Annotated in this window: 26 protein-coding genes; 14 read left to right on the forward strand and 12 right to left on the reverse strand. The window is 48.6% G+C overall.

The window, feature by feature from the left end:
• Positions 1 to 129 precede the first annotated feature (129 nt).
• The 10 genes from KQY15_RS01295 to tkt form a co-directional block, all read right to left on the reverse strand.
• Positions 130 to 1,395 (reverse strand): tetratricopeptide repeat protein, encoded by a 1,266-nt coding sequence (locus KQY15_RS01295; protein WP_217666587.1) that lies wholly within the window; start codon positions 1,393 to 1,395, stop codon positions 130 to 132.
• A gap of 2 nt (positions 1,396 to 1,397) precedes the next feature.
• Positions 1,398 to 2,012 (reverse strand): energy transducer TonB, encoded by a 615-nt coding sequence (locus tag KQY15_RS01300; RefSeq protein ID WP_217666588.1) that lies wholly within the window; start codon positions 2,010 to 2,012, stop codon positions 1,398 to 1,400.
• 2 nt (positions 2,013 to 2,014) lie between these two features.
• A complete protein-coding gene (locus KQY15_RS01305; protein ID WP_097111182.1) occupies positions 2,015 to 2,419 on the reverse strand; it encodes an ExbD/TolR family protein in 405 nt (134 codons plus the stop codon).
• Between the two features lie 11 nt (positions 2,420 to 2,430).
• Positions 2,431 to 2,958, reverse strand: a complete 528-nt coding sequence (locus KQY15_RS01310; protein ID WP_217666589.1) for a MotA/TolQ/ExbB proton channel family protein — start codon at positions 2,956 to 2,958, stop codon at positions 2,431 to 2,433.
• Entirely contained in the window at positions 2,958 to 4,325 is a 1,368-nt protein-coding gene (locus KQY15_RS01315; protein WP_217666590.1) for a MotA/TolQ/ExbB proton channel family protein, read from the reverse strand. The genes KQY15_RS01310 and KQY15_RS01315 overlap by 1 nt, the downstream gene beginning before the upstream one ends.
• A gap of 6 nt (positions 4,326 to 4,331) precedes the next feature.
• The gene (locus KQY15_RS01320) at positions 4,332 to 5,102 is read right to left on the reverse strand and encodes a DUF3450 domain-containing protein (RefSeq protein ID WP_217666591.1); all 771 of its coding nucleotides are present in this window, start codon (positions 5,100 to 5,102) and stop codon (positions 4,332 to 4,334) included.
• Between the two features lie 264 nt (positions 5,103 to 5,366).
• The gene (gene fba, locus KQY15_RS01325; protein ID WP_217666592.1) at positions 5,367 to 6,431 is read right to left on the reverse strand and encodes a class II fructose-bisphosphate aldolase; all 1,065 of its coding nucleotides are present in this window, start codon (positions 6,429 to 6,431) and stop codon (positions 5,367 to 5,369) included.
• A gap of 94 nt (positions 6,432 to 6,525) precedes the next feature.
• Positions 6,526 to 7,713 carry a phosphoglycerate kinase gene (locus KQY15_RS01330; RefSeq protein ID WP_217667622.1) on the reverse strand — a complete coding sequence of 396 codons (1,188 nt, stop codon included), beginning with the start codon at positions 7,711 to 7,713 and terminating at the stop codon, positions 6,526 to 6,528.
• A 16-nt stretch (positions 7,714 to 7,729) separates the two neighbouring features.
• Positions 7,730 to 8,743: an erythrose-4-phosphate dehydrogenase gene (gene epd / locus KQY15_RS01335; protein WP_217666593.1), complete on the reverse strand. Its 1,014-nt coding sequence runs from the start codon at positions 8,741 to 8,743 to the stop codon at positions 7,730 to 7,732.
• A 56-nt stretch (positions 8,744 to 8,799) separates the two neighbouring features.
• Positions 8,800 to 10,800, reverse strand: coding sequence for a transketolase (gene tkt / locus KQY15_RS01340; RefSeq protein ID WP_217666594.1), 2,001 nt, complete (start codon positions 10,798 to 10,800; stop codon positions 8,800 to 8,802).
• 316 nt (positions 10,801 to 11,116) lie between these two features.
• Between tkt and metK the strand changes: the two genes are divergently transcribed.
• The 13 genes from metK to KQY15_RS01405 all read left to right on the forward strand — a co-directional run bounded on the left by metK (position 11,117) and on the right by KQY15_RS01405 (position 23,112).
• Complete coding sequence (gene metK, locus KQY15_RS01345) at positions 11,117 to 12,265, forward strand: methionine adenosyltransferase (protein WP_217666595.1); 1,149 nt, start codon at positions 11,117 to 11,119, stop codon at positions 12,263 to 12,265.
• A gap of 195 nt (positions 12,266 to 12,460) precedes the next feature.
• Positions 12,461 to 14,044 carry an AbgT family transporter gene (locus KQY15_RS01350; RefSeq protein WP_217666596.1) on the forward strand — a complete coding sequence of 528 codons (1,584 nt, stop codon included), beginning with the start codon at positions 12,461 to 12,463 and terminating at the stop codon, positions 14,042 to 14,044.
• Between the two features lie 104 nt (positions 14,045 to 14,148).
• Positions 14,149 to 14,877, forward strand: coding sequence for a 16S rRNA (uracil(1498)-N(3))-methyltransferase (rsmE, locus tag KQY15_RS01355; RefSeq protein WP_217666597.1), 729 nt, complete (start codon positions 14,149 to 14,151; stop codon positions 14,875 to 14,877).
• Between the two features lie 7 nt (positions 14,878 to 14,884).
• A complete protein-coding gene (gene gshB, locus KQY15_RS01360) occupies positions 14,885 to 15,850 on the forward strand; it encodes a glutathione synthase (protein WP_217666598.1) in 966 nt (321 codons plus the stop codon).
• A gap of 19 nt (positions 15,851 to 15,869) precedes the next feature.
• Entirely contained in the window at positions 15,870 to 16,427 is a 558-nt protein-coding gene (locus tag KQY15_RS01365; RefSeq protein ID WP_217666599.1) for a YqgE/AlgH family protein, read from the forward strand.
• Positions 16,427 to 16,867, forward strand: a complete 441-nt coding sequence (gene ruvX, locus KQY15_RS01370) for a Holliday junction resolvase RuvX (protein WP_217666600.1) — start codon at positions 16,427 to 16,429, stop codon at positions 16,865 to 16,867. Before KQY15_RS01365 ends, ruvX begins: the two co-directional genes overlap by 1 nt.
• Positions 16,851 to 17,147, forward strand: coding sequence for a DUF1653 domain-containing protein (locus KQY15_RS01375; protein ID WP_217666601.1), 297 nt, complete (start codon positions 16,851 to 16,853; stop codon positions 17,145 to 17,147). The genes ruvX and KQY15_RS01375 overlap by 17 nt, the downstream gene beginning before the upstream one ends.
• Positions 17,148 to 17,419: 272 nt before the next feature.
• Positions 17,420 to 18,115, forward strand: a complete 696-nt coding sequence (locus KQY15_RS01380; RefSeq protein WP_217666602.1) for a YIP1 family protein — start codon at positions 17,420 to 17,422, stop codon at positions 18,113 to 18,115.
• Positions 18,116 to 18,137: 22 nt separating this feature from the next.
• The gene (locus KQY15_RS01385; protein ID WP_217666603.1) at positions 18,138 to 19,313 is read left to right on the forward strand and encodes an efflux RND transporter periplasmic adaptor subunit; all 1,176 of its coding nucleotides are present in this window, start codon (positions 18,138 to 18,140) and stop codon (positions 19,311 to 19,313) included.
• A 1-nt stretch (position 19,314) separates the two neighbouring features.
• On the forward strand, positions 19,315 to 20,025 hold the full coding sequence (locus tag KQY15_RS01390; protein WP_217666604.1) for an ABC transporter ATP-binding protein: 711 nt from the start codon (positions 19,315 to 19,317) through the stop codon (positions 20,023 to 20,025).
• Complete coding sequence (locus KQY15_RS01395; protein ID WP_217666605.1) at positions 20,018 to 21,256, forward strand: ABC transporter permease; 1,239 nt, start codon at positions 20,018 to 20,020, stop codon at positions 21,254 to 21,256. Before KQY15_RS01390 ends, KQY15_RS01395 begins: the two co-directional genes overlap by 8 nt.
• Positions 21,249 to 22,370: a sensor histidine kinase gene (locus KQY15_RS01400; RefSeq protein WP_217666606.1), complete on the forward strand. Its 1,122-nt coding sequence runs from the start codon at positions 21,249 to 21,251 to the stop codon at positions 22,368 to 22,370. The genes KQY15_RS01395 and KQY15_RS01400 overlap by 8 nt, the downstream gene beginning before the upstream one ends.
• A complete protein-coding gene (locus KQY15_RS01405; protein ID WP_217666607.1) occupies positions 22,360 to 23,112 on the forward strand; it encodes a LytR/AlgR family response regulator transcription factor in 753 nt (250 codons plus the stop codon). Before KQY15_RS01400 ends, KQY15_RS01405 begins: the two co-directional genes overlap by 11 nt.
• Positions 23,113 to 23,115: 3 nt before the next feature.
• On the opposite strand, the gene KQY15_RS01410 is transcribed toward KQY15_RS01405, so the two are convergent.
• On the reverse strand, positions 23,116 to 23,964 hold the full coding sequence (locus KQY15_RS01410) for a tRNA/rRNA methyltransferase (RefSeq protein WP_217666608.1): 849 nt from the start codon (positions 23,962 to 23,964) through the stop codon (positions 23,116 to 23,118).
• Positions 23,965 to 24,234: 270 nt separating this feature from the next.
• On the opposite strand from KQY15_RS01410, the gene KQY15_RS01415 reads away from it, so the two are divergent.
• A complete protein-coding gene (locus tag KQY15_RS01415; protein WP_217667624.1) occupies positions 24,235 to 25,185 on the forward strand; it encodes a trypsin-like serine protease in 951 nt (316 codons plus the stop codon).
• Here KQY15_RS01415 and KQY15_RS01420 read toward each other — a convergent pair.
• Positions 25,182 to 25,574 (reverse strand): hypothetical protein, encoded by a 393-nt coding sequence (locus KQY15_RS01420; protein ID WP_217666609.1) that lies wholly within the window; start codon positions 25,572 to 25,574, stop codon positions 25,182 to 25,184. The two genes, KQY15_RS01415 and KQY15_RS01420, sit on opposite strands and share 4 nt — an antisense overlap.
• Positions 25,575 to 25,725: the final 151 nt, after the last annotated feature.

The raw sequence follows: 25,725 nt of genomic DNA on the forward strand, positions 1-25,725 counted from the left end.
GTCGATCTACGCTTTGCAAATGTGACCATAGGCTCCAGCCAGAGCTGGTAACCGACTCAGCCAGCAACAAGTGCCAGTAGTAAGCACAAAAAAGCCCGCAATATGCGGGCTTTTTTATAAGTGCCTGAATTAAAGGCTGATACCTTTAGTTTTAGCACGGTCCTTAATATAAGAGTCCCAGCTACGCACCTGACGTGACGCTGATGGATCTTTTTTCGCTTCCTGCAGTGCAGCATAGGCTTCTTTCAGCTTACCCTGATAAAAGTAAGCTTCCAGAATATTCAGATGAATACTGCCAGCGCGGTCAGCATCTCTGCTTAACGCAGCGTTAAATGCAGTAATCGCATCCGGATAACGCTGGATAGACATTAATGCCATACCCTGCCGGCGATAAGCATCGGCTTCGTTAGTCAGTTTAGCTAACTCACCATAGTACTCAGCCGCCTTACCGAACTCACGGGCTGCCTGAAAATTAGAAGCAATTGCCGTCAACATGGTCTTATCTTTTTTGATCTGACCACTCTTAACATACTTCTCATATATCGTCGCCGCTTTGTATGGAATATTGTTATTCGCATACATCTGGCCTAAAGCTTTAAATTCAGACTCTTTTTCAAGATAACCCTGAGAATAGGCAATCTGAAACGCGCTTAACGACTTCGCATAGTCTTCAACTAAGGTGTAGAAGTTACCCAGGTAAATCCAGTAGGTTTTTTCCTCTGGAAATAGCTGCACCATGGTTTCCACTGTTGCTACTGTTTCCGGATACCGCTTCAGTTCATAAAACGCACCCATTTTCATCAGATAATGATTTTTATTGGGCTCTGTCGAGAAGCGAATAGCGCTGTCAGCGGCCGGTATTACCTTATCAAACTCACCCAATTGAAAATGGGCATTGGCAATACGCAGGTATGCATCCGGATCGTTCTCACCCGTAAAACGCATCCAACGGCGGTAACTTTCAATAGCCACCTTAAATCGACCTTCCTGAATCTGCAGGTCAGCTAATATTTTCATGGCTGCAGCCTGGTCATTAAAACCAAGAACATCAGGCTTTACTGCCATTTCCAGATACTTTATCGCCTGCGGAATGTCTTTAAAGGCATAGATATTACCGAGAAACCGGTTTAAAAATGCTTTATCAAACTCACCACTGGGATTGGCATCTATCAGCACAGCGATAGCTTCATCGATCTTTTCTTCGTTGTATAACTCGAGCGCTTTAGTGATAACCCGACCTACCCGCTCTCCGGGCAAGGTCGTTTTAGCATTTTTGCGCGCTTCAATCCGCTCACGATCAGCTGCAGTTAAGTCCTGTGCTGCTGCCGGTAGCGAAAAAATACTGAAGCTCGCTGCTAACACTAAACTGGAAGTTAATAACGTTAATTTGTTCATAGTTAACCTCCGGCCATGTCTAGGGTAAAGTCTAACTGTACCTGCTGACCCGGCTGTTGCATTGGTTTACCGTCAACAACTTTAGGACTGTACTTCCAACGGCGTAGTGCCCGAATCGCTTCACGGTCAAAAACCCGGCGCGGTTCGGCTTCAATAACTTCTACGTTATCAACACTGCCGTCTTCCATAATAGTAAAGCTTAACCGAACCCAGCCCTGCAAACCGTCACGGGCAGCTTGCACCGGATAACGCGGTTCAATCCGCACTATTGGCGTAGCATCACCGTCACGTAACAAAGAACCTGGATTATTCAGGCCAACGTTCGCGCCCAGATCCATACCTGGCATATTAAAACCGACTGTACCGGCGGTATTGGTTTGCTCAGGCTCAGGCTGTGGCGTTTTTGGCGGCTCAGCTGGCGGTGGCGGTGGTGGTGGCGGTGGAGGCCGCCGCACCTGTGTATCTGAATCAGGCGGCGTAGTGTTGATTTCAACAACAATACGCTCTTGCTCAGGCGCCCGACGTTTGTCGCCGCTTTGAATAAGCAACGCCATAATCAGAAACAACAGAAACGTTACCACTGCACCGATAATTAACGATGTTAGGAAACGCACCATAACTAGTTTTTCTCCCCGGCAATGGTAATGATCAGAGACTGGTCAGCAGCTTTCACCTGATCCATTACTTCCATTACTACACCGTGTTTAGCGCCAACGTCTGCCTGCAGAATAATAGTATCTGTAGGAGATTCAGCTCTTAACCGCTCAATGTTGGCAGAAACCCGCTCAATATCTACCATCCGCTTATCCATCCATACTTCACCGTTCTCACGAATGGCGATAAAGATAGTAGCTGACGGCTTTTGTTGGGCCTGAGTTGCTTCCGGCTTGTTTACATCAATACCAGCCTCTTTCACGAAAGAGGTAGTAACGATGAAGAATATCAACATAATGAAAACGATATCCATCATCGGCGTGATGTCGATTGCCGCTTCCTCGTCTTCACGAATACGTTTACGTGCCATAAAATTCTCTCTTAATGATGCGGTAAGCTGTCAACGAGATCTGCTTTTTCCCGTTTCACTTTCACTTCCAGCCGCGAACTGAAAAACAATCCTGATAACGCTGCAACCATACCCGCCATTGTCGGAATTGTTGCCATCGAGATACCGGCAGCCATAGTACGGGGGTTACCTGTACCCTGGGTAGCCATAATATCGAACACCGCTATCATGCCGGTTACTGTGCCAAGCAAACCAACCAATGGACACATCGCAACCAGAGTTTTAATCAGTAACATCCGCTGATCAAGGTCATTTGTCGCCTCAGAAATCCAGGTATCACGGATTTTATGAGCATACCAGGATGTGGTATCCGCTCTGGCATCCCATCTGGCAATAATATCCTTTTTAACTTTAGGAAATACTGCCGATACGTACCAGTAGCGCTCTAACATCAAAAACCACATGATGAAGAGAACCACGGCAACAACGTATAACACGTTGCCACCGGTATGAATAAAATCCTGTACCGATTCCCACAGCCCTGTTAGCTGGGTCATCATTAGGCGTTCTCCTTCTCCGCATGAGCAGCAACAATACCTGCGCTTTGCTCATCTAACACGTGTAAAATCGCTTTTGCTTTCGCTTGCACAATGCTGTGAACGAACAGTAATGGTAAAGCTGCAATCAGACCCAACGCGGTGGTTACCAACGCCAGAGAGATTGAACCTGCCATCAGTTTCGGGTCACCGGTTCCGTACAGGGTAATTTGCTGGAACGTTAAAATCATACCGATAACGGTACCTAACAGACCCATCAACGGTGCTACTGCAGCGAACAATTTAATCATACCGATACCGCGGTCAATTTTTGGTGTTTCACGCAGAATGGCTTCGTCCAGTTTCAGTTCAAGGTTTTCCACATCAGCAGAACGGTTTTGGTGGTATACGTTCAGAATACGGCCCAGTGGGTTGCTGTCTGAAGGGCTCGCCAGATTTTTAAGCTGTGAACGCATTTTACCGCCAACCATGGTTAATACCAGGAAGCGCTCAAGTGCAATCAGTAAACCGATAATCAGCAATACAGTGATCAGGTAACCTACAGTACCGCCCTGGTGGTAGTATTCCATCAAAGTGCTACGCTGCTGGTTTAAGCGCAGTAAGCTGTTGCCTTTAGTCGGGTCAACATATAAACCGGCTAACTCACCTTTAGCCGCATTATGATATGCTGCAACTGATTCGTGGATTTTTGATTGTGGCTCACGACCCAGTGGCTGGATCTGGTCAGTGTCAACGTTACGAATTAAATACTGATCTTCAGTTGTCAGATGGAAAGCACCGAAACGGGTAACACGCTCAGTTGAACTGCCGCCGTCTAACTTAACCACTTCAGCATCAAACTTGGCAATTTTCGCTGACTCAGTCATTTCAGTCAGCATGGCAACCCACAGGTCTTCCATCTGATTTAAGGTTGGTAACTCAGTAGCAGCGGCGATAGCACGCAGTGGCTCTTCACGACCTGGGTACTGAGCACTGATCAGTGAACTGGTAATTACACCAATTGTCTGGTTAGCAGCCTGACGAACCACACCAAACACCTCACCCATAGTACCCTGAGCACTTTCAAGCTCCTGGATTTTCTGAGCGATTAAGATGTCGTTATCAGAATATGCTTTAGCCAGACGCTTACCGCGGGCTTCTTCATCAGCAAACTGTTTTTTTGCAGTGTTCAGTAACGCTTGCTTGTCAGCACGCTCAGCCAGGAAAGCACGCTCGCGCTCCTGGTTCATCCGGCCTTCAACCGCACGTTCTTTTTTAATTTGCTCTAGTAGCTGGTCAAGCTGTGCTGTATTAGCTGCAGCGTTAAATGCTACTGATGCCGACAATGTTACGGCAGCAGCAACAACTAAAGTTTTAATAGCCTTTCTCATTTATTCTTACTCCGCTGCGAAAAGTGGTACACGGTCCATATCAGGTGTCGCTTCACGACGTGACATCTTGATAAGGTTGGTGATTGAATTCATGTATGAATCAGGTAGCTTTTCCCAGCTTTTTGTTTCTTTGTTGTAAGCCCAGGCTGCGTTGCCGTCTAAAGACTGCGCAACTAATGCCAGACGACCTACACTCAGGTAATCAACGGTAATGTCCTGACCTTCAAAATTCAGGGTACCCTGGAAAGCAGCCATTTCGGTGCCATAGCCCATTTCAATGCTGTAGGCTTCCAGGATCTGACGATATTGCTCTGAACGTTGTACGTCAGAACGCTCCATCAACTCACGTAATTTTTCAACGCGCTCTAAACGGCGTTCGGTACGCAGCGGAATATCAGCTTTTACAAATTGCTCTAACGCGTCAATCATCCGGAACATAAGAGGCACGGTGCCTTTGTTGGTGTTTTCCAGATCATCCATCTGACGCTGTAAAGAATTCAGTTGGCGTTGTTGGTCGTTAACCAGCGTTTGCAAAAAGTCGTTATAAACTTTTAAATTTTCAGTTTGCACCACGACTACACGATACTCGCCCAGTAATTCCTGAGTTTGCTCATATATGGTGTTAATTTTTTCCTGAGACTGCACGGCAGCACGTTGGATTTGGCTATTCGCCTGGTGTAAATCTTTTAAGTCTGTTGCAGCGGCAGAGCCGGCAAAAGCTAAGCTGCCAGCCAGTGCTGAGGCAACAAGACTCTTTTGAATTTTTTTGTTAAACATAGTTCCCAACCAATTATTGCTGATTAACGTAACCTGATTAGAGTAAGGGCTCACGCTGAAAGTTTAACTCGTAAAATTCAGATACAGTAAGCCCTCGGTTAGAGGGTAAACCGTCCGCATCATTGCAGTTAAAACACAGGTTGTCAACAGCATGCAGCTGCCTGAACCTAGCGTTTACCACGATGATCCGGATGGTTTATCACCAATTTTAAGCGTCATTAAACCTATAGTTGTTAATATTTAATGACGCATTAAACATTTTGGTTATTTTATATTCGGCGTCAACTTTCCTGCCGTGTATAAATCAACCATTGCATCAAGCGATAAGGCTTTAATTTTGCTGCCATTGCCAGCGCAACCAAAGGCTTCATAGCGGGCAATACAAATATCTGCCATCGCTTTTACTGATGCCTGTAAATACTTTCGCGGGTCAAACTCTGCCGGATGCTGGGCCAGGTAGCGACGAATAGCACCGGTAGACGCTAACCGCAAATCGGTATCAATATTAATTTTACGAACGCCAAACTTAATACCCTGCTGTATTTGAGCTACAGGCACGCCATAAGTTTCCGGGATTTTTCCACCATACTCATTAATCACCTCCAGCCAATCCTGCGGAACAGATGATGAGCCATGCATAACCAGGTGGGTATCCGGGATCCGTTGATGGATAGCTTTAATCCGGTCTATCGCCAGAATATCGTCTGTCGGCGGCCGGCTGAACTTATAAGCGCCATGTGACGTGCCACAAGCAATTGCTAACGCATCCACTTGTGTTTCACGGACAAATTCAGCGGCTTCTTCAGGATCGGTCAGCATTTGATCATGGGTTAACACACAATCTGCGCCGATACCGTCTTCTTCGCCCGCTTCTCCGGTTTCCAGCGAGCCCAGACAACCTAGCTCACCTTCTACCGAGACGCCACAGGCGTGCGCTATTTCAACGACCCTGCGCGTTACATTCACATTGTAAGCATAATCCATCGGCGTTTTGCCGTCTTCACCCAGCGAGCCGTCCATCATGACCGACGAAAAGCCAAGCTGAATAGAACGCTGACATACCGCCAGTGAGGTGCCATGATCCTGATGCATCACCACCGGAATATGCGGAAACTCTTCTACCGCGGCTAATATCAGGTGCCGTAAAAACGGGGCCCCTGCATACTTGCGCGCACCCGCCGAGGCCTGGACGATAACCGGGCTGTCGGTTTTGTCTGCTGCGAGCATAATCGCGCGCATTTGTTCCAGGTTATTTACGTTAAATGCCGGAATGCCGTAACCCACTTCGGCGGCGTGATCCAGCATTTGCCGTAATGATATCAGTGCCATGAAAGCCTCTCTTTTATACTTAGGTACAGTTTGTAGGTAAAATGTCTTATTTTTTTATAATGAATTTTTTATGACATCGCTTTATTGCGATGTTTTAACTAATTTTCTCTGCCGCACGTTGCTCAAGTATAGCTACAGCAGGTAAGGTTTTGCCCTCTAAAAACTCCAGAAAGGCACCGCCCCCGGTAGAAATATAAGATACGTCAGCTGCTATGCCGAACTTATCTATTGCTGCCAGGGTATCGCCACCACCGGCAATTGAAAAAGCCTCACTGCTGGCAATGGCTTCAGCCAACGCTTTAGTGCCTGCCGCGAACTGCTCAAATTCAAATACCCCAACCGGGCCGTTCCAGACAATAGTGCCGGCTTTTTTAATAATATCGGTGAGTTGACCAATAGTGGCCGGGCCAACATCAAAAATCATTTCGGTACTAGCAACATCAGACGCCAATTTTAAACTGGCGGCAGTTTGCTCACTGAATTCCTGCCCTACCACCACATCAGTTGGGACCGGGATCATGGCGCCCCGGGCATTGGCCTGCTCAATAAGCCGCTTTGCTTCAGGAATTAAATCCGGCTCGTACAGCGATTTGCCAACATTATTGCCCTCTGCCGCAATAAAGGTGTTAGCAATACCACCACCGACAATCAGCTGATCAACAATGCCGGATAATGATTCAAGCACTGTCAGCTTAGTCGACACTTTAGAGCCGCCAACAATGGCCACCAGCGGACGCTTCGGGCTTTTTAAAGCCGCGCCAAGCGCATCCAGTTCAGCCACCAGCAATGGGCCGGCACAGGCTACCGGCGCAAACTTTGCCACCCCATGGGTAGATGCCTGCGCCCGGTGTGCCGTGCCAAAAGCATCCATCACAAACACATCACACAGTGCAGCAAGCTGCTTAGCCAGCTGATCGTCATTTTTAGCTTCACCTTTGTTAAACCGGACATTTTCAAAAACGACCAGTTCGCCGGCATTAACGTCGACCCCTGATAAATAGTCGCTGGCTAACCTTACAGGCACCGACAGGGTCTGTGCCAGGTAGTCAACTACTGGCTGCAGCGAGGCGTCTGCATCAAACACACCTTCTTCCGGCCGGCCAAGGTGTGACATCACCATAACTCTGGCCCCTTTATCCAGCGCCTGTTGTAAGGTTGGCAATGCCGCTTTTAAACGGGCATCAGATGTCACTTTGCCGTCTTTTACCGGCACGTTTAAATCTTCCCGGATTAATACCCGTTTTCCTGCCAAATCCAGATCACTCATCCGAATTACGCTCATCATTCACTCCTTGTCATTAATCTTGTTGCAGCATGGCCCGCGCTGTATCGAGCATTCTGTTAGCAAAGCCCCATTCGTTGTCGCACCATACCAGACATTTCACCAGGCGTTTATGGCTAACCCGGGTCTGGGAGCCATCGACAATGCAGGAGTGCGGGTTATGATTAAAATCAACAGACACCAGCGGCTCTTCAGTATAATCGAGAATACCAGCCAAACTGGTAGCACCGGCTTGTTGCAGTACTTTATTGACTTTATCGATACTGACATCCTGGTCCAGGGTAACACTTAAATCCATGGCAGTAACATTCACCGTGGGCACCCGCACGGCTATTGCTTCAAACCTGCCGGCAAATTTCGGTAATATTCGCTCTATACCCAGCGCCAGTTTGGTATCCACCGGAATAATTGACTGGCTGGCAGCCCGGGTGCGGCGTAAATCCGGATGGTAGGCATCAATAACCTGCTGGTCATGCATCGACGCATGAATAGTAGTAATGGTGCCGCTTTCTACACCAAAGTGCTGATCCAACACCTGAATAACCGGCACTATACAGTTAGTGGTACATGAACCGGCAGAGATCACCGTCATATTGTCGGTTAGCAGATGCTGATTAATACCATAAATAATGGTGGCATCAATATCCGTGTCAGCAGGATGAGAAAACAACACCTTGCTGGCACCCGCTGTTAAATGCCAGCTGGCATGCTCCCTGCTGTGAAAGACACCGGTACATTCCAGCACAATATCCACATCCAGCTCAGCCCAGGGCAGTTCCAGCGGGTCTGCTTCACTGAACAGCGCAATATCGTCACCGGCAACCCTGATACCGCCGTCAAATAACGTTACGTCACAACCAAAACGACCATGCGAGGTGTCATATTTTAATAAGTGGGCAACGCCTTTGGCATCGGCCAGCTCGTTAATGGCAACAACCTGTAACTGCTGTTGCCAACCATTTTCGTAAATCGCCCGCAAAATATTGCGGCCTATCCGGCCGAAGCCGTTTATTGCCAGTTTAATGACCATATCACCACATAGAAATGGGACCGCAAAGCGGCCCCAAGTTGGTTAAATACTAACGGCTAGCCGTTAAATTGTCTGGTTGCGGCCTGAACAATGGCCTCAACAGTAATACCAAAATGTTTAAACAGCTGTTCGGCCGGTGCAGACTCGCCGAAGCTGGTCATGCCAATAATGTCACCGGCAAAACCGACATATTTATACCAACTGTCAACAATGCCTGCTTCAACGGCAATACGTTTGGTTACCGCTGCCGGTAACACGGCTTCCCGGTAAGCAGCATCCTGGGCATCGAACACATCGGTTGATGGCATTGACACCACCCGCACCTGCTTGCCCTGCTCTGTCAGGGCTTTGGCTGCCTGCACGGCCAGCTCAACCTCTGAACCAGTGGCAATAATAATCAGCTCAGGCTGGTTTTTGCTATCCAGCAGCACGTAACCGCCGCGTCTGATGTTACTGACCGTTTCCTCATCCCGCTGCTGCTGTACCAGGTTCTGCCGGCTGAAAATTAATGTGGTCGGGCCGTCGTTGCGCTCAATGGCCGCCTGCCAGGCAACCGCAGATTCAACCTGATCACAAGGCCGCCAGTTCATTAAATTTGGCGTGGCGCGTAAGCTTACCAGTTGCTCTACCGGCTGGTGGGTCGGACCATCTTCGCCCAAGCCAATAGAATCGTGGGTATAAACAAAGATCACCCGTTGCTTCATTAACGCGGCCATCCGAACCGCATTGCGGGCATACTCCATAAACATTAGGAACGTTGCGCCATACGGCACAAAGCCGCCGTGCAGAGCGATGCCATTCATCATGGCCGACATGCCAAATTCACGCACGCCATAATAAATATAATTGCCACTGGCGTCTTTCGCCGTTAATGGTTTTGAGCCGTCCCAGATAGTCAGGTTCGAACCCGCTAAATCTGCAGAACCGCCCATCATTTCCGGCAGTAACGGACCAAATGCATTCAATGCATTTTGCGACGCCTTGCGGCTGGCAATTGTTGCCGGGTTAGCCTGTAGCTTCGCAATATAAGCTTGTGACTGCTCAGCCCAGTTCGCAGGTAACTCCCCTGCGGTCCGGCGACTGAACTCTGCCGCGAGTTCAGGATGTGCCTTTTGATAAGCGCTGAATAAGGTATTCCACTGTTGCTCTGCCGTTGCGCCCTTTTCATGCGCGCTCCACTGTGCATAGATATCATCTGGTATTTCAAAGGGCCCGTGCGGCCATTGTAAATAGTCACGGGAAGCAGCAATTTCAGTATCGCCCAGTGGCGCACCATGGCAATCGTGACTGCCACCTTTATTAGGTGAGCCATAACCGATAACTGTTTTGCAGCAAATCAGGGTTGGTTTATCAGTCTGGGCCTGTGCCTGCGCAATTGCCGCTTTTACTGCTTCGCTGTCATGGCCGTCGACATTAGCAATAACGTGCCAGCCGTACGCCGCAAACCGGGCAGGCGTGTCATCGGTAAACCAGCCTTCAACATGGCCGTCAATTGAAATACCGTTATCATCCCAAAAAGCAATCAGCTTATTCAGCCCTAAGGTACCGGCAATAGAACACGCTTCGTGAGAAATGCCTTCCATTAAGCAGCCGTCCCCTAAAAACACGTAAGTGTAATGATCGACCACCGGAAACTCTGGTTTATTAAACTGGGCTGCAAGCGCCTTTTCGGCCAGTGCCATGCCTACGGCATTGGTAATACCCTGGCCTAACGGGCCGGTAGTCGTTTCAACACCTGGCGCATAACCGTATTCCGGATGGCCCGGGGTTCTGGAATGTAATTGTCTGAACTGCTTAAGATCATCAATCGTTAAATCATAGCCGCTAAGATGCAACAGTGAATACAGCAACATAGAACCGTGGCCATTGGACAAAATAAAACGGTCGCGGTCGGCCCATGAAGGATTAGCCGGGTTATGCTTCAGGTAATCCCGCCAGAGTACTTCAGCAATGTCTGCCATGCCCATAGGGGCGCCAGGGTGGCCAGATTTTGCTTTTTGAACGGCATCCATACTTAAGGCACGGATTGCATTGGCGAGTTGTTTACGAGATGGCATTGTAGCTCCTGCTGCTGGCTTTATTGGGGACAATATAAAACTTGGGCGTTATTTTCACTTACTGCCGGCCAGATGGCAAATGATAATCCGTGGCAGCGACTATTTTCCGACCTTAAGTGATCGGCTTGTTAACTTTACCGTAAACTTTGGCATTAAAGACGTCTGGGCGTCAAATATTACTAGCCAAGGCCGGCCTGTTTCACTAAAATAAGTGGCTATTTTTCTGGCGGCAATGGCAAGGCAGCAGTTCAGGCCTGGCAAAAAGGTAGTTTGGCCTCCAGCGTGATGAATTAACCAACATTGGTGGAATACACAAATGGCACAACATATTTTTACTTCTGAGTCGGTATCTGAAGGACATCCGGACAAAATCGCCGATCAAATCTCTGATGCAGTATTAGATGCAATTCTGGAACAAGACCCGAAAGCCCGTGTTGCCTGCGAAACCTTTGTTAAAACCGGTATGGTTTTAGTTGGTGGCGAAATTACCACAACAGCCTGGGTTGATATTGAAGAGCTGACCCGTAAAACTGTTCGTGAAATTGGCTATACCCACTCTGATATGGGTTTTGATGCCGACTCCTGTGCGGTATTAAATGCCATAGGCAAACAATCGCCTGATATTAATCAGGGCGTGGATAAAACCGACCCGCGTGAGCAGGGTGCAGGTGATCAGGGTTTAATGTTCGGCTATGCCAGTAATGAAACTGACGTGCTGATGCCGGCACCGGTAACCTATGCTCACCGTCTGGTGCAGCGTCAGGCTCAGGTTCGTAAAGATGGCACCCTGCCCTGGTTACGGCCGGACGCTAAGTCACAGTTAAGTTTTATTTATGAAGACGGCAAACCGGTAGGCATCGATGCCGTGGTGTTATCCACCCAGCACTGCGATACCATCAGCACAGAAAACTTACGTGAAGCCGTAATGGAAACCATTATCAAACCGGTGTTGCCCGCTGAATGGTTAACCAAAAGCACCAAGTATTTTATTAACCCAACCGGCCGTTTTGTTATCGGTGGCCCAATGGGCGACTGCGGTTTAACCGGCCGTAAAATTATCGTTGATACCTATGGCGGCATGGCGCGCCATGGTGGTGGTGCGTTCTCTGGTAAAGATCCATCAAAAGTTGACCGCTCTGCGGCTTATGCAGCGCGTTATGTGGCGAAAAACATCGTGGCGGCTGGTCTGGCTGATCGCTGTGAATTACAGGTATCTTATGCCATTGGTGTTGCTGAACCCACCTCTATCAGCCTGGAAACCTTTGGTACCAGCAAACTAAGCGAAGAGCAGCTGATTAAACTGGTTCGCGAGCACTTTGATCTGCGGCCATATGGTCTGATTGAAATGCTTGACCTGGAGCGGCCAATTTATGGTGCTACCGCAGCTTACGGTCACTTTGGCCGCAGCGAGTTCCCGTGGGAGCAAACCGATAAAGCCGATTTGCTGCGCCAGTACGCCAGGTAATCGTTAGAAGTCGACAGAAAAGGAGAGCTTAGGCTCTCCTTTTCCTTTTTTATTGGCAGTTCGGCTTATTTTAACCTTACCAATACCCTCGTTTTGTGTATGATAAAGACGTTTTACCTTCCAGGGGTAAGCTGCAAGCAATAGCAGCTGACAAACTAAAAAGATAAGAAAGACAAAAAGGTCAAAGGAAAATCTATGTCTGAACAAATTACTGCCGTTGAAAAAAACGGCTGGATTAACCGTGCGCTCAACACCATAGAAGTGGTGGGTAATAAATTGCCCGACCCTGCCGTGCTTTTTGCTCTGTTGATGGTTATTGTCTGGGTATTGTCCTGGTTGTTATCGGGCGTCAGCTTCGACGAGCTTAACCCAAGAACCGGTGAAGCCATTCAGATTGTTAACTTACTTTCTGGCGATGCTTTAACTAACTTTGCCTCTAACATCGTCAATACCTTTGTTACGTTTCCACCTTTAGGTGTAGTGCTGGTTGCAATGCTGGGTTTGGGTGTGGCTGAATACACCGGTTTTATTAATGCCGGCTTGCGCTCAATTTTATCAGTTACGCCAAAAATGCTACTTACCCCAGTGCTAATCGCTGTTGGTATTTTAAGCCATGTTGCGGTTGACGCAGGCTACGTACTGGTTGTACCGCTTGGCGCAGTCATTTTTTATGCTGCCGGCCGTCATCCGTTAGCAGGTATTGCTGCCGCTTTTGCCGGCGTATCAGGCGGTTTTTCTGCCACCTTCTTTGTGCCGTCCAGTTTGGACCCATTGCTGGCCGGTTTAACTCAGGCCTCTGCCCAAATTCTGGACCCGACAGTTACCGTTAACCCGCTTAATAACTATTTCTTTACCACCGCATCTACTTTTTTAATTGTGGCCATTGGCTGGTTTCTTACCGATAAAGTGATTGAGCCGCGTTTAAAAGGCACCAAAGTCGACGGTGACACCTCGCAAATGGTGACGATGGAAGCACTAAAACCAAATGAATTGCGTGGTTTAAAAGCGGCAGCTATCTCAATGCTGGCAGTAATAGGTTTATTAGCATTATCAATCGTGTTACCGGAAAACACGCCATGGGCTGCCAAACCGGAAGATGTGTTACCCGGAGTTAACCCACTACTGACCGCCGCTGCGCCACTAATGAAGTCGATAGTAACCATTATTTTTGTATTTTTCCTGGTACCGGGCATTGTTTACGGTTATGTCTCAGGCTCGGTAAAGAGCCACCGCGATGTGGTAGCCGGCATGAGTCATGCTATGAGCGGCATGGGCTATTACATTGTTATGGCTTTCTTCTGTGCCTTGTTTTTATACGCGTTCAGTCAGTCTAACCTGGGTGTGCTGATGGCATTAAAAGGTGCCAATGCGTTAAAAGAAATGGGCTTACCGCTGGGAATGACTTTAGTTGGTATTGTGTTCTTATCAGGCTTTGTCAATTTAGTGGTGGGTTCAGCATCCGCCAAGTGGGCTTTAATTGGCGCCATTATGGTACCTATGTTGATGGAATTAGGTTTATCGCCTGATCTGACACAAGCGGCCTACCGGGTAGGTGATTCATCAACCAATATCATTACCCCGTTACTGCCGTATTTCCCGCTAATTGTGGTGTTCTGTCAAAAGTACGTCAAAAATAGCGGCATTGGTACCCTGGTAGCGTTGATGTTACCGTTCTCAATAGTGATGCTGGTAATGTGGACAGCATTTTTGCTGGGCTTCTGGGCGTTAGATATCCCACTTGGTATCGACTCGAGCTACCAGTACCTGCCAGGCCGGTAACTAAACCCTTTTTACCAAAAAAACCGCTGCCATTGCAGCGGTTTTTTATTCTGAAACAACGCTTTCCCTGCTACCATTAACTTCTTTTCCGCAGGAATTTTTTAATGCGCATTCCAAGAATTTATACCCCGCAGGCGCTGACCCTTCACCAAAACCTGGCATTGGATGACGATGCCGCCAACCATGTTGGCCGGGTGCTACGAATGCAGCAACAGCAGGTTTTGCAATTGTTTAACGGCGATGGCAATAACTACGCTGCTACTATTACTGAAGTGACGAAAAAACAGGTTATGGTCACTATTACCGCCGTAGAGGCCAATCCGGTCGAGTCACCGCTCCAGATCCATCTGGGCCAGGCAATATCACGCGGTGACAGAATGGACTTTGCTATTCAAAAAGCCGTTGAACTGGGGGTAACGGAAATTACTCCGCTATTTACCGAGCGCTGTGGGGTAAAACTGGACGGCGAGCGGCTGACCAAACGCAATGAGCAGTGGCAGAAAATAGCAATAAGTGCCTGTGAGCAAAGCGGTCGCAGCGTTATTCCGACGGTACACCCGGCGCTACCGTTACAAAATTGGCTGGCTCAAAACACAAATTCATTGCAGTTGACCTTGGATCCACGGGCCAGCGTCTCCATTAAAACCCTAACAGCCAGTCAAAAAATCAGGCTGGTTATTGGTCCGGAAGGTGGCTTTACTGATTCTGAAGTTGCCGCCACCAGCCAGGCAGGCTTTACCGGAATTCAGTTAGGACCACGGGTACTGCGTACTGAAACAGCCGCGCTGAGCGCAATCAGCGCCTTACAATTGCAATTTGGCGATCTCGCCTGAGGGTATTATGAGCGCAATTAAACTGGGGGTTGTAATGGACCCTATCAGCCAGATTAATATTAAAAAAGACTCCAGCTTCGCCATGTTGCTGGAAGCCCAGCATCGCGGCTATGAAATTCACTATATGGAAATGGCTGACTTATACCTGCTGGAGGGTGAAGCACGGGCCAGCACTAAAACCCTGACCCTGCGTGAAGATTCGCAAAGCTGGTATCGGTTTAATAAAGAGCAGGACATTGCCCTCAATGAACTGAACGTTATTTTAATGCGCAAAGACCCGCCATTTGATACAGAATACATTTATGCGACCTATATTCTGGAGCGGGCCGAACAAGCCGGTAGCCTTATCGTTAATAAGCCGCAAAGCCTGCGTGATGCCAACGAAAAACTGTATACCGCCTGGTTCAGCCAGTTTACCCCTAAAACTCTGGTAAGCCGTGATGCCGCGCGCTTAAAAGCATTTTATAAAGCCGAGCAGGACGTCATATTAAAACCACTGGACGGCATGGGTGGTGCCTCTATTTTCCGGCTGCAACCGGGGGACGCCAATGTCAGCGTGATCATTGAAACCTTAACAGAGCATGGCAGCCGCTATGCGATGGCGCAGCAGTATATTGCCAGGATTAGCGAAGGCGATAAGCGAATTTTGGTCGTAGATGGCGAGCCTGTGCCCTACTGCCTTGCCAGGATCCCGGCCAGTGGTGAAACCCGCGGTAATCTGGCGGCAGGTGGCCGTGGTGAGGCAAGGCCCTTGTCTGAATCAGACTGGGAGATAGCACGGGCCCTTGGCCCGGTACTAAAAGAAAAAGGACTTATTTTTGTGGGTTTAGACGTAATAGGTGATAAGCTTACTGAGATAAATGTCACCAGTCCCACCTGTATTCGCGAAATCGAGGCGGCTTATCCGGTAAGTATTACCGGAATGTTATTCGATGCAATCGAACAACGCCTGGCCGCTACCACAATGCTCTAACTGTAATAGTGAGGTTGTTATGCAAGATTTCCAGGATCACTTTTTAATTGCGATGCCAGCGCTGGACGACCCGATGTTTAAGCGCAGCGTAACATATATTTGTGAGCACAGCAGCGAAGGCGCCATGGGTATTGTTATTAACCATCCGCTGAATGTTACCGTTGCAGAGCTGCTAAACCAGTTAGAAATAGAGTTTGATACAAAAAGCCCGGTTGCCCGCAGTGCAGTGTGTGCCGGTGGCCCGGTGCAAAGTGACCGTGGCTTTGTACTACACAGCCCTAAACAAGGTTACACCAGTAGTTTAGAGCTGAATAATGGCCTGATGGTCACCACCTCTAAAGATATTCTGACAGACTTAACCACCTCTTCAGCACCCGAGAAGTTTTTACTGGCGTTGGGCTACGCCGGTTGGACTGCAGGCCAGTTAGAGCAGGAAATTGCTGATAACAGCTGGCTGGTGATCCCGGCAGACAACAAGATTATTTTCGACTTAAACCATGCGGAAAAATGGCAGTCTGCCACTGCAAAAATGGGTATCAAAACCTGGCAGTTAACAGCAGAGGCCGGCCACGCGTAATGAGTAACACAGGCCCGGCAACTAACAACAGGACCGTACTCAGTTTTGATTACGGCACCAAAAGTATTGGCGTAGCGGTAGGCAATGAGCTTACCGGCAGCGCCAGTTTACTCGCTGCTCTCAAAGCCCGGGATGGCATTCCTGACTGGGAGCAGATAACCAAACTGATTAGCGACTGGCAGCCACAGTTATTGCTGGTTGGCTTGCCGCTGAACATGGACGGCAGCGAGCAGGACTTTACCATCCGTACCCGGAAATTTGCCAACCGCTTGCATGGCCGCTATGGTTTACCGGTAGAATTCCATGATGAACGCTTATCTACTGCCGACGCCCGCAGCCGGTTGTTCGCTGAGGGCGGCTACCGTAAGCTCAGTAAAGACAAAGTAGACAGCCTGTCAGCCCAAATTATTTTTGAAGGTTGGTATGAACAACAGTCCTGAACTGGTAAACAGCCCTGAGCCCGTAAACAGCTCTGAGCCCGTTAATAACCCTGAACCTGATATTGCTATTGGTTATTATCAGCATTATAAAGGGGCGTTGTATCAGGTTATTCATTTAGCACGCCATAGCGAAACTGACGAATGGCTGGTTATTTACCGGGCACTGTACGGCGACTTCGGTTTATGGGCCCGCCCTGCCAGTATGTTCAGCGAAACCGTAACGATTGCCGGTGAAGAGCTGGCGCGCTTCCAATTTATTAGCGAACAACCACCAGAATAGCCGGTTTTTGTCATTTCAGATAAAACAGGCCGGATGTTACCCCCTGCTTAAATGTTCCCTGCCACCGAAAATCATCTGATATTACCGCTTATCATTTTTTTAGCATGGCAAGCGCTGCTTTATTTTATGCTGGCTGCAGTTCGCACTCCATTTTGAAAAAGTCGATAAAAAAGTCGAAAAAAGTCGTTACATTGATCTTTTTTGTTAATACGCTGGAGCATGCTATAACCCCGTTAAATAAAATAATAAATCTACACAAAAGGAGAATTGTTATGAGTAAAAATGTCGGTCAGGCGCTGGTAGATATTTATGTCGCGCCCAAACAACTGTTTACAGTACTGCCGGAAAAAAAGGGCTGGAGCTGGATAGCGTTAGCTATCATGCTGGCTGTCAATGCGTTTGGTCTCTGGTACTTTTATGCCGGTATGAGCCCGGAGTGGATAGTTGAGCAGCAAATTGCCCAGACTGCCCACAGTATGACACCGGCAGAAATTGAGCAAAGCCGTGCTGTTATGGGCCAGATGGCAGATAAAACCGGTATTATTTCGGTCGGTGCTATTCTGATAATGACTCCCATCGTTCTGGCGATTATGGCGCTTTATCTGATGCTTGTCGGTAACCCGGGCCATAAACGCCCCTATGGTGACTGGTATGCATTGGCGGTGTGGAGCAATATGCCGGGTGTGTTAAATATGCTGGGCCTGATTGTGCTGGTACTGATCAGCAGTGATCCAAATTTACCATTAACCACCGCTAATTATCTGTCGTTAAACCAATTATTATTTGGCCTGGAACCTGGCGATGCCTGGTACGGCTGGGCTGAAAATTTTAACCTGATTTATATGTGGATAGCGGCGTTGTTTGCTGTTGGCCTGCGCTGCTTTAGTGGCTACAGTGCCGTTAAAAGCACCGTGCTCGGTTTTGCACCATTACTGGTAATTTATGGGCTTTGGGCAGCCTTTATTTAAAGCGGTTAAACGGAATTAACTAATGAAAAAGCTGCTGATATTTCTGGTTATTGCTGCGGTATTGGTGGGGCTTATCAGCCTTAGTCAGTACCGTAAGCAACAACAAACAACCAGCGTCACCACGGCGCTGGTTGTCGAGGGGGCCCTGGCCGACAGTATTCTGGCATCTGGCAATCTGGAGTTTAACACCCAGATCCAGATCCGCTCTGAGGTAACAGGCCGGGTGCTGGAAGTGTTGGTGGAGGAAGGCGAAACGGTCGCAAAAGATCAGGTGCTGATGCGCCTCGACGACACCGCTTTTGCGGCAGACGTTAACCGCAACAGAGCCATGGTGCAAAGTCAGCAAATTGATATAGCAAGGGCAAAGGCACAACTGGCTGATTTGCAGCGCCAGTTCAGCCGCCAGCAACAGTTGCATGCCAGCGGCCTTGTTCAGCAGGAAACTATCGACAGCCTGCAAAGTCAGCTGGACATTGCCAATATTAATGTCCGTTCGGCAGAAGCGGCATTGCAACAAGGGCAGGCAATGCTGGCGATGGCAGAAGACAACCTGAGTAAAACCGTATACCGGGCGCCTATTGCCGGTTTACTTGCTACCGTTGATATAAAACCAGGCGAAACGGTTATTGCCGGCAGCACCAATATTATCGGCAGCCCGCTGATGACCCTGGCCGATCCAAGTGCCATTCTGGCAGAGCTTCGGGTAGATGAGGCAGATATTGCCAATGTGCACCTTGGCCAGCAGGCTGAGGTGTTTGCCGCAGCCTATCCGCATCAGGCTGTTAAGGGAGAAGTCATTCAAATTGCCACTTCAGCCCGCTATCTGAATCAGAGCCAGAGCCTGTCGTTCCGGGTAAAAGTGCTGCTGCAACCCGAAGACATTGCCCTGTACCCGGGCATGAGCTGCCGTGCTGAGATAATTATGTCGCAAAAGCAGCAAAGCCTGCAGGTACCCATCGCAGCTATTCAGCAAAGCAGTCAGCAAAATACGCCGCAGGCAGAAGCGCACTATTTTGTCTGGAAAGTGGTAGATAACGTTGCGGTAAAGCAAACCGTTACCCTGGGCATGGCCACAGATATTGCCCAGGAAGTATTAAGCGGCCTTGAGGCCGGTGACGAAGTAGTGGTAGGCCCTGCCCGCACCATGCTGGGCCTGGCAGAAGGACGGCGCCTGAGCACTGAAAGGCAGGAATACTGATATGAGCAATGCAGTAATTCAGTTGCAACAGGTCAGTAAAAGCTATCAGATGGCGGATGAGACGTTTTATGCGCTGAAACACGTTGACCTGGCCATTACAGAGAATGACTATGTCGCCATTATCGGCCCTTCCGGCTCCGGTAAGTCCACGTTGATGAACATTCTGGGCTGCCTGGACACGCCCAGCGCCGGTAGCTACCAGCTGGCAAACCGGGATGTTTCAACTATGAATGAGACTGAACTGGCAGAATTGCGCAACGAAGCAGTTGGTTTTATTTTCCAGAGTTTTAATTTGCTGCCACGGGCAACCGTGCTGGCCAATGTTATGCAGCCCCTTATATACCGCCTGATGGCGAACAGTCAGCGCAAAGCACTGGCACTGGACGCACTGAAACGGGTGGGCTTAGCCGATAAAACCGGACATTTGCCTAACCAGTTGTCGGGTGGGCAACGTCAGCGGGTTGCAATCGCCCGGGCCCTGGTTACCCGCCCCCGAATTTTGTTAGGTGATGAGCCTACCGGCAACCTGGACAGCAAAACCACCAAAGATATTATGGCACTGTTTGATCAGCTGCATCAGGAAGGGCATACCATTATTCTGGTGACCCATGAGCAGGATATTGCTGATCACTGCCAGCGGGTTATCCGGCTGGTTGATGGTGAAATAGAACAGGATTTTCGTCAACCACAGGGAGCCGCCAGCCATGCTTAAATTGCTGCATGCCAGCTTTGAAGGCAGCAAAGCGGCTTTTGCCTCTATTCGTGCCCATGGCCTGCGCAGCGCATTAACTACCCTGGGTATTATTATTGGTGTGGCAGCCGTGATTACCGTGGTTGCCATTATGCAGGGCCTAAGCCACAGCATTACCAGTCAGCTGGATGATTTAGGCAGCGATATGATTACGTTGCGCGCCTACACCCCGACTAACCAGCAAATGCTGGGTATTCAGAACCGGCTGCATTATGACGATTTTCTGCTGCTTAAAAGCCGGGTAAGCAATGTTGAGGATATGACCGCCAGTATGCAGGCGTTCAGTATGGGCTCGCAGGTACAATATGGCCGTAATACTGCCCGCTCGCAGATAATCGGCACCGACAGCAGTTATCAGAATGTGGTGCGGGTGTATCCTGAAGCCGGCCGGTTCTTATCGGCCAGCGATGATGATCGCCGGCGCAGGGTGGCTTTTATTGGTTCGTCTTTGATTAAACAACTGGATTTACCCGAAAATCCGGTTGGCGAATTTATCAACTTATCCGGTGACTGGTTCCGGATAATTGGCGTAGCAGAAACCCGCGGCAGTATGTTTGGGTTTGATCAGGATAACTATATTATTGCCCCGTTCAGCACTATCCGCTCATTAAGTGGCGAGCGCGCTGAGCGCAATATCGATGTGATGTTCCGCCCGGCAGCCGGCGCTGATGCCCAGCAGATCCAGCAGCAAATGCGTGCCATATTACGCCAGCACTATAAGCTGGCGGCAGATGAGCCCGATCCGTTTGAATTTGTCAGTGCCGAGCGAATGATCGAACAATTTAATACCATAACCCGCACCATAACTCTGGTAGCCGGTGGTGTGGTTAGTATCAGCCTGCTGGTTGGCGGTATTGGTGTAATGAATATTATGCTGGTATCGGTTACCGAGCGTACCCGCGAAATTGGCATTGTCAAAGCGCTGGGCGCTACCCCGCAATTTATTCTAATCCAGTTTCTGGTAGAAGCATTGGTGCTGTCTTTGTTCGGCGGCATTATTGGCTTGGCGCTGGGTGCGGGAGTGGCAAGTTTTATCGGCCTGATGATGCCGGCCATGCCCGAAGCGCTCATTCCACTATGGGCAGTAATGCTGGCCGTAGGTTTTACCACCTTAATTGGCGTGGTATTTGGCCTGGCGCCAGCGATTAAAGCCGCCCGCCTTAACCCGATTGATGCCTTACGTTATGAATGAGCATGTAAGTTACTGGCGCCAGCACTGGCAACTGTGCTGGCAAACTCACCGGGCTTACCGGATAGGTCAGTTAGTGACATTTGTGCTCTTCCTCAGCTTTTATTTGCTGTACAGTCTGCCCTTTATCCAGGACGAGCAAAACGGCTTAGTAGTTATTTTTTTTATTCGCTACCTGCTTGAAGCCATATGCTTTGTACTGGTAAGCCACTTATTGCTGCGCCCGCCACTCAGAATTTTTTATTATCGCGGGTTCAGCCTGGCTACCGGCATAAAGTATGTGAGCATAATGGCGGTAGCGGCACTGCTGTTGGCGCTGGTCAGTGTGTATATCTCGTTTATACCGGCACTTAACCCAACTGATATGCAGCAAATAGCCGTAATAAATAAAGACAGCGCTGAAGGCCTGCAAATGCACTTTTCCCTGACTACCCTGGTGGTAATGATGTGGTCTATGCATTTTGGCCTGTATATTCTGTGGAGCTCATTCTATATCGGTTGGCAGATGCGCCAAAGCCGCAAAGCCCTGCAACAGGAAATGCAGCAAGCCCGATTGCAGCAGCTGACCAACCAGCTTAATCCGCATTTTTTATTCAATGCGTTTAACAGTATCAGAGCGCTTATTTTTGAAGATCAACACAAAGCCGCTGACACCGTTACCCAGCTGGCTGAATTGTTCAGGGTTCATTTGCAGGCTCACTTAAGGCCCACCGCAAGTTTGCAGGAAGAGTGGTTGCTGTGTCAGCATTTTCTGAAAATTGAACAGGTCAGGCTGGAACAGCGCTTGCAGCTTGAGGTAAATATTGATGATGACGTTTTGCAGCAACTACTGCCTACCCTGAGCTTACTTACCCTGCTGGAAAATGCTGTAAAACATGGTGTCAGCCCTAACCCGGCGGCCGGAAAAATCAAACTGCGAGCCAGCCGGCAAGGTTCCCGCTGGCAGTTGCAAATATGCAATTCTGTTGGCGCAGCATCAACCAGCCAGTGCACTGGCACCGGCCTGGCCAACTGTCGCAAACGGCTGCAATTGATGTTTGGCGACCAGGCCCATTTTGAGGCTGGTCAGAGCAAGGGCCTGTTTATTGTCAGTATCGAGTTACCCTATGCCGAGTAAATTTAAAACCCTGATTGTTGATGATGAACGGCTGGCCCGCAATGAGCTGAAGCGCTTGTTGCAGGCTCATCCTGAATGTGAGGTGGTAGCCGAAGCCAGCAGTGCCGCTGAAGCGCGGGCAATAATGGCAAAACAGACGATTGATTTGGTTTTTCTTGATATTCATATGCCGGAAGTAACTGGAATTGAGCTGGCAAATGACATTCCGGCCAATATCCGCTTTGTGTTTGTGACAGCGTTTAACAGCTATGCCCTGGACGCCTTTTCGTTAAATGCGGTTGATTATTTGCTAAAACCTGTTGTACCAGAGCGTTTGGCAAAAACCATTGGCCGCCTGCCGGTGCCCGACAACAATCACAAACATACTGATCAACAAGAGCATCAGCTTACTAACAACTTTTTACCTGAACATCACGGTATTTTATTGAAGTTTGGCGATATTAACCGGATTGTCCGTCTACACGAGATTTATCGTTTTGAGTGTATTGGCAATCATGCCGCCGTTTACTCGGCTTACGGTAAAAGCTTTATTCATAGCTCACTGGCCAGAATTGAACAAAAATTAGACCCGGCATTTTTCTTTAAAACCAGCCGGGCTGACATTGTCCGGCTGGATGCAATTGAACATATTGAAGCGGGTATCAGCGCTGGTTCTATGCTGGCGGTGCTACGGGATGGCCAGCAAATTGAAGTAAGCCGGCGCCAGACCCAGCAGCTGCGCCAGCTTTTCAGTGGTATTTAACCGTTAGCCACCATGCTGGCGGTACCACTCGCCAACGATTAAACTGGCGGCCACGCTAACGTTCAACGACTCAACCTTACCACTACCGGGAATTTGCAACGCAATATCAGCCCGGCTGGACACGGCTTTTGACACACCAAACATCTCTTCACCGAATACAATCACCACCTTTTGCGGCAATGCTGTCTGATAAAGTGACAGGCCGCCATGGCTGGAGGTCGTCACCAGGCTATAGCCCGCCTGCTTACATAACTGCAGCGCTAACGGCATATCATCACAACTTAACGGTGTAATAAATTCGCCGCCGCCTTCTGCTGTACGCAGCGCTGCACCAGATTGCAATAATTGTGGCTCGCGCATAATAATGCCGGTAACACCAAAATGGGCACAGGTACGGGCAATCGCTCCTAAATTGTGCGGGTTACCTACGCCATCCAGCGCCAGCAAACAATCCTGGCGGAGTTTGGTCTGGTTTAAATAACCGGCAATACTGATAATTGGCTTTCGCTTAACCAAAAGCACAATGCCACCATGGTGCTGACTGGCCGCGACTTTCTCAAGTTCAGCATCTTCAACAATATGATAGGCTTTTTTAGCAGCGGCTAAGTACTTCATTACATCAGCAAACTTAGCGGCCAGCTGCTGCGATATATATAGCCGGATAACAGCTTCAGGTCGCTGATTAAACAACACCCTGCAGGCGTTTTCACCATACACCTTGCTTTCATCACCCTGCCCCGATTTTACCGCTGACGTGCGTTTTGGGCTGGTAGCTCCTGACTTATCAGCTCTGGTCCAGGGTTTTTGCAATGGTTTAGACGTTTTGCCTTTTTGGGGGCGGTGTTGAGACATGACATTTCCTGCGCGAAAGGGCTTTACTGATTAATAGCCGCGATTTTAGCAGCTCCCGAAGTGTAATGGCCATTTCTTTACCCGGCAAATCACAAAACTGGTTAATTATTAATCAATTACGTCAGTTATTTTTACAATTTTTCGTTGCCTACCTTTACAGTTTTTATATGCCTATGATTTATAAATATAATTTTAAAGGCACAATTATTGCTTAAGGGAGCCGGATAACAATAAGAGTGTCAGTTTTTTTAATAATTTTAGGGAATAATAATGAAAAAGATCCTGTTAGCTACCCTGCTGTTTACTGTGGCAGGCGTGTCTGAAGCCGGCGTAATTCGTCATGACGTTAATGATCAGTTATACCGTGATTTAGCCCAGCAAACTCAGTTTGCGCCAGTTGGTGATTTGTTGACGGGTAGCGGTAACACTTTTACCTCCAGGTGCTCAGCCACTTTAATCAGTTCACAGTTTGTGCTGACAGCAGCGCACTGTTTAGATGATCCACTTACTAATCTGGTCCGCTTTGCAGTTGGTGGCGATTTTTATTTTGGTTTAGATTGGGTGGTTCACGAAAACTGGGACCCTGCAGCATCATTGTTTGCGGGTTGGGATATTGCCTTGCTGAAGCTGGATCGCAAAGTTACAAATGTAACAGCGGCTAAACTTTACACTGGCAACAGTGAAATTGGCAAAATTGGCACCCATGTTGGCTTTGGCACTACTGGTAATGGCTTAACAGGCGTTAACGCTTCTTCAGGCACCAAGCGCGCCGGCCATAATGAAATCGATGAGTTAAACTTTGCAGGCGAAGGCCACGGCCGGATTCTGTGGAATGACTTTGATGCGCCGGCGGGCACTGATGCCAGCCAAGGAACAGGCCTGGTAAACAATAGCAGTTATCTTCTCAATCCATTTGCAGCGTATCGCCGCAGTTCTGGTTTAGCCTTAGATCTGGAAATGGGTATTGCCCCAGGTGACAGCGGTGGCGGTTATTTTCTGCAGGAAAATGATCAGTGGTACCTTGCAGGTGTTCACTCATTTGGTGCGGCAGTCGACGGTTTTGCCACTAACTTTGGCTATGGTGATTTTTCCGGTTCAACCCGGGTTAGTTCATTCAACAGCTGGATTGCAGATACCAGAGCCACTATGGTGCCAGAGCCAGGTTCACTGTTTATCCTGATGATGGGGCTTTTCGGTATGATTACCCTGCGTCGTCGCTAATTAGTCAATGGCACTACAGAACCGGCCTTAACTGGCTGGTTCCGTTGCCAGTAAGATTGCGCAACACCGTCGACCTTTCTGATAGCATATTCTGTTTGTTTAATTTTTCTGATCGCAGCCTCGGTAAACACGCCCTGATCAGCCTGCCCCTCTGCCAGTTTTACCTCTATTACCCGGCCGTCCGGCCCCACGTGAATATCAAATAACATAATGACAACTTGCTCTGGCTGAATCTTGTCATCAATAGCGTAATTAAATGTTGCAGAGGTACCAACGGGGTTATCAGTGGATTGTTCTGAACAGGCAAAACCAGCCACCAGACATCCGACGATAACGATAACGATAACGATAACGATAAATTTGCCATTTTTTAAGAAAAAGTCAGTCATTTTGTTCTCTTTGCATGCTGCAATACTATTCAGCCAGACGCATAACTTTGCTAACGCGTTTGCAAGGGCTGGCGATAAAATTGGCTGATAGTAGCATTGCCGTGATGCTATTACTTGTATTTTTCCGCTACCCCAGTATCCTTGGCGGCAA

Origin of the sequence: Arsukibacterium indicum (assembly GCF_019100565.1) — a bacterium.
Lineage (GTDB): Bacteria > Pseudomonadota > Gammaproteobacteria > Enterobacterales > Alteromonadaceae > Alishewanella > Alishewanella indicum.

Excerpts from the sequence above, each read along its gene's own strand:
- KQY15_RS01350 (WP_217666596.1), top strand. The coding sequence starts at position 12,461 with ATGTCTGAACAAATTACTGCCGTTGAAAAAAACGGCTGGATTAACCGT.
- fba (WP_217666592.1), bottom strand. The coding sequence starts at position 6,431 with ATGGCACTGATATCATTACGGCAAATGCTGGATCACGCCGCCGAAGTG.
- KQY15_RS01400 (WP_217666606.1), top strand. The coding sequence starts at position 21,249 with ATGAATGAGCATGTAAGTTACTGGCGCCAGCACTGGCAACTGTGCTGG.
- KQY15_RS01315 (WP_217666590.1), bottom strand. The coding sequence starts at position 4,325 with ATGAGAAAGGCTATTAAAACTTTAGTTGTTGCTGCTGCCGTAACATTG.
- KQY15_RS01395 (WP_217666605.1), top strand. The coding sequence starts at position 20,018 with ATGCTTAAATTGCTGCATGCCAGCTTTGAAGGCAGCAAAGCGGCTTTT.
- KQY15_RS01295 (WP_217666587.1), bottom strand. The coding sequence starts at position 1,395 with ATGAACAAATTAACGTTATTAACTTCCAGTTTAGTGTTAGCAGCGAGC.
- KQY15_RS01365 (WP_217666599.1), top strand. The coding sequence starts at position 15,870 with ATGCAAGATTTCCAGGATCACTTTTTAATTGCGATGCCAGCGCTGGAC.
- KQY15_RS01385 (WP_217666603.1), top strand. The coding sequence starts at position 18,138 with ATGAAAAAGCTGCTGATATTTCTGGTTATTGCTGCGGTATTGGTGGGG.
- KQY15_RS01330 (WP_217667622.1), bottom strand. The coding sequence starts at position 7,713 with ATGAGCGTAATTCGGATGAGTGATCTGGATTTGGCAGGAAAACGGGTA.
- KQY15_RS01320 (WP_217666591.1), bottom strand. The coding sequence starts at position 5,102 with ATGTTTAACAAAAAAATTCAAAAGAGTCTTGTTGCCTCAGCACTGGCT.
- KQY15_RS01405 (WP_217666607.1), top strand. The coding sequence starts at position 22,360 with ATGCCGAGTAAATTTAAAACCCTGATTGTTGATGATGAACGGCTGGCC.
- KQY15_RS01300 (WP_217666588.1), bottom strand. The coding sequence starts at position 2,012 with ATGGTGCGTTTCCTAACATCGTTAATTATCGGTGCAGTGGTAACGTTT.
- KQY15_RS01420 (WP_217666609.1), bottom strand. The coding sequence starts at position 25,574 with ATGACTGACTTTTTCTTAAAAAATGGCAAATTTATCGTTATCGTTATC.
- KQY15_RS01410 (WP_217666608.1), bottom strand. The coding sequence starts at position 23,964 with ATGTCTCAACACCGCCCCCAAAAAGGCAAAACGTCTAAACCATTGCAA.
- gshB (WP_217666598.1), top strand. The coding sequence starts at position 14,885 with ATGAGCGCAATTAAACTGGGGGTTGTAATGGACCCTATCAGCCAGATT.
- KQY15_RS01380 (WP_217666602.1), top strand. The coding sequence starts at position 17,420 with ATGAGTAAAAATGTCGGTCAGGCGCTGGTAGATATTTATGTCGCGCCC.
- KQY15_RS01310 (WP_217666589.1), bottom strand. The coding sequence starts at position 2,958 with ATGATGACCCAGCTAACAGGGCTGTGGGAATCGGTACAGGATTTTATT.
- KQY15_RS01415 (WP_217667624.1), top strand. The coding sequence starts at position 24,235 with ATGAAAAAGATCCTGTTAGCTACCCTGCTGTTTACTGTGGCAGGCGTG.
- KQY15_RS01305 (WP_097111182.1), bottom strand. The coding sequence starts at position 2,419 with ATGGCACGTAAACGTATTCGTGAAGACGAGGAAGCGGCAATCGACATC.
- tkt (WP_217666594.1), bottom strand. The coding sequence starts at position 10,800 with ATGCCATCTCGTAAACAACTCGCCAATGCAATCCGTGCCTTAAGTATG.
- ruvX (WP_217666600.1), top strand. The coding sequence starts at position 16,427 with ATGAGTAACACAGGCCCGGCAACTAACAACAGGACCGTACTCAGTTTT.
- KQY15_RS01390 (WP_217666604.1), top strand. The coding sequence starts at position 19,315 with ATGAGCAATGCAGTAATTCAGTTGCAACAGGTCAGTAAAAGCTATCAG.
- rsmE (WP_217666597.1), top strand. The coding sequence starts at position 14,149 with ATGCGCATTCCAAGAATTTATACCCCGCAGGCGCTGACCCTTCACCAA.
- metK (WP_217666595.1), top strand. The coding sequence starts at position 11,117 with ATGGCACAACATATTTTTACTTCTGAGTCGGTATCTGAAGGACATCCG.
- epd (WP_217666593.1), bottom strand. The coding sequence starts at position 8,743 with ATGGTCATTAAACTGGCAATAAACGGCTTCGGCCGGATAGGCCGCAAT.
- KQY15_RS01375 (WP_217666601.1), top strand. The coding sequence starts at position 16,851 with ATGAACAACAGTCCTGAACTGGTAAACAGCCCTGAGCCCGTAAACAGC.